A 2,646-nucleotide genomic window follows, 5' to 3' on the forward strand; every position below is an offset into this window, starting at 1 on the left:
AGTTCGCGTCTCGCTAGGCGTTGACGTTTCCCGTCTCAGTGGGGTCGCATTATAGGGAGCCGCAGATTTTACGCAAGCGTTTTTATCGCCTTTTTTGCATTTAATTTTTACCCCAAAGATACACAAGCCAGGCTCACAGGTTACCCACAAAAGCCTGTGGACAAGTCATTTTTTTACCTCGATTACTAAACTATTTCTCAAGCTTATGCTAAGTTGCGCGACAGATTTAAACTCGTTGATTAGGCAAATAGCATGACAGATATAATAAACAGTATAAGCAGCCTCTTATGGGGCCATGTTTTAGTATACTTATTAATAGCAGCAGGGCTGTTTTTCACCATTCGCCTTCGCTTTATTCAATTTGTACAGTTTCCTCACATGATAAAAGTGATGTTTTTGAGTCGTAGAGGTTCAGGCGATGGCATCTCTTCATTCCAAGCTTTTTGTACTTCACTCGCAGCGCGTGTTGGTACTGGTAATATGGCAGGTGTTGCAGTTGCACTTTATTTAGGTGGTGCTGGGGCTATTTTTTGGATGTGGCTTATTGCTTTAATTGGTATGGCGACTAGTTTTGCCGAGAGCACATTAGCGCAAGCTTATAAAACGCGTGATGAACAGGGGAACTTTCGTGGTGGCCCTGCTTATTATATGGAATATGGTTTAGGTAAGCGCTGGATGGGCGTTATTTTTTCACTGTGTTTAATATTAGCGTTTGGTTTTGTATTTAACGCAGTGCAATCAAACTCTATTGCAGCTGCATTTAAAGTCGCTTTTGATATTCCGAACTATGTAGTAGGTATTGCTTTAGTTATTGGCTCTGGGATCATTATTTTTGGCGGTTTAAAAACTATTTCTCGATTTGCAGAAATGGTAGTGCCTTTTATGGCTCTTGCTTATTTACTAGTGGCTTTGTACGTTTGTGCTTTAAATTACTCTGAGCTACCTGGTGTTTTTATGCATGTTATAAATAGTGCATTTGGCATTGAGCAAGCAGGCGCAGGCGCAATTGGCTACGGCGTTATGCAAGCGATGATCCAAGGCATTAAACGTGGCTTGTTCTCAAACGAAGCGGGTATGGGTAGCGCTGCTAACGCAGCTGCAACAGCAACACCTAACCCTCCCCACCCTGCCTCACAAGGGTATGTGCAAATGTTAGGCGTTTTTGTTGATACTATTGTAATTTGTAGCGCTACTGCGGCATTAATTTTATTATCACAACAACTTACTGCTGGCTCTGGTTTAACGGGCATAGCTTTAACTCAAGCAGCACTTGAGGAGCATGTAGGTAGTTGGGGTGCAATATTCGTTGCGATTGCTATTTTATTCTTTGCTTTCACATCTATTGTTGCTAATTACTCTTATGCAGAAACAAATTTATTATTTTTAGAGCATAACCATGCATACGGCATGTTGATTTTTAGATTGTTAGTATTAGGTATGGTGATGTTTGGCGCTATGGGTGAGCTACCATTAGTGTGGACTTTAGCTGATATATCTATGGGGTTAATGGCTATTGTGAACGTTATAGCATTATTTATGTTGTCAGGCGTAGTTGTTTGGCTTGCTAAAGACTACAACACGCAACGTCGTGCTGGGAAGTTACCAACCTTCGATCCAACTAAAAATAAGCATCTTGATAAAACAATTCCAAAAGGGATTTGGCATAAGTAATTAAATGCTAATATTGGTTAAATTAAAGGGAAGCTATATTGCTTCCCTTTTTTTGCTTTTAAAACACACCCATTGCTGGCTCGCCTTTATATGGCTAATAACGCTTCACTCTACACTTTCATACAATAACCTAAGCCTCAGAGACGCATGAGGCCTAACCTCCCCCCCTAAACTTAGTAACGATGATCTGGCGATTTAAATGGTAACGCTTTGCCGATTACTTATTGCTAACGCCTAGTAATCGCTACTCATGGTAAGCATTTAGTTTTGTATTGTAATACGTTCTCATGCGGTAAATACAAAACCCTATACTAGTGTATAGAGTCCTCATGTTTTGATTAGTATTCTAACTAGATGAAGTGTAGCCATGTAGCTAAGCGCTGCGGCGTTATTTCGTTACGGGATCTTTGGTATTATCAGCAAGTGTGGCTATTTCTTACGTGCAGTAACAATAAATAGCTAATTGCTTAATTGGAAATACTTATTTAGGTAAGGCTGTAGACTTTAAGATATAAATAAGCACTGAATCTAGCGTTATTTAAGGTAACTATTCACTTTAACAGACTGGGTTTTATTGTAGTAATAAGATGTGTAGTTTTATTATAACGAATTGATGCGTAAATACTGACTAATGTTATTGCCAGCTTATAGCATTGTTTATAAGTAGTAATAGCAAGAAAGTGGTGCCCGAGGCCGGAATTGAACCGGCACGACTTGTTAGTCGAGGGATTTTAAATCCCTTGTGTCTACCAATTCCACCACTCGGGCATCGAGTTTGCTAATTAAAGCGTGTGGAGTAAATTATATGGAGGCGGAACCCGGAGTCGAACCGAGGTAAACGGATTTGCAATCCGGTGCATGGCCACTCTGCCATTCCGCCTAAATGTATCCAAATAATTTGGAGCGGCACACGAGGCTCGAACTCGTGACCTCGACCTTGGCAAGGTCGCGCTCTACCAACTGAGCTAGTGCCGC

General features: G+C 40.8%; 1 protein-coding gene and 3 tRNA genes. 1 reads left to right on the forward strand and 3 read right to left on the reverse strand.

Going from position 1 to position 2,646, the window contains the following annotated elements; all coding sequences use genetic code 11:
• Positions 1 to 252: 252 nt before the first annotated feature.
• The gene (locus tag I6F41_RS09530) at positions 253 to 1,671 is read left to right on the forward strand and encodes an alanine/glycine:cation symporter family protein (protein ID WP_011328579.1); all 1,419 of its coding nucleotides are present in this window, start codon (positions 253 to 255) and stop codon (positions 1,669 to 1,671) included.
• 681 nt (positions 1,672 to 2,352) lie between these two features.
• Here I6F41_RS09530 and I6F41_RS09535 read toward each other — a convergent pair.
• The 3 genes from I6F41_RS09535 to I6F41_RS09545 form a co-directional block, all read right to left on the reverse strand.
• Positions 2,353 to 2,439 (reverse strand) — tRNA-Leu (locus I6F41_RS09535).
• Positions 2,440 to 2,477: 38 nt separating this feature from the next.
• Positions 2,478 to 2,551 (reverse strand) — tRNA-Cys (locus tag I6F41_RS09540).
• 19 nt (positions 2,552 to 2,570) lie between these two features.
• Positions 2,571 to 2,646 (reverse strand) — tRNA-Gly (locus I6F41_RS09545).

It is taken from the genome of Pseudoalteromonas sp. SCQQ13 (assembly GCF_015864415.1).
Lineage (GTDB): Bacteria > Pseudomonadota > Gammaproteobacteria > Enterobacterales > Alteromonadaceae > Pseudoalteromonas > Pseudoalteromonas nigrifaciens.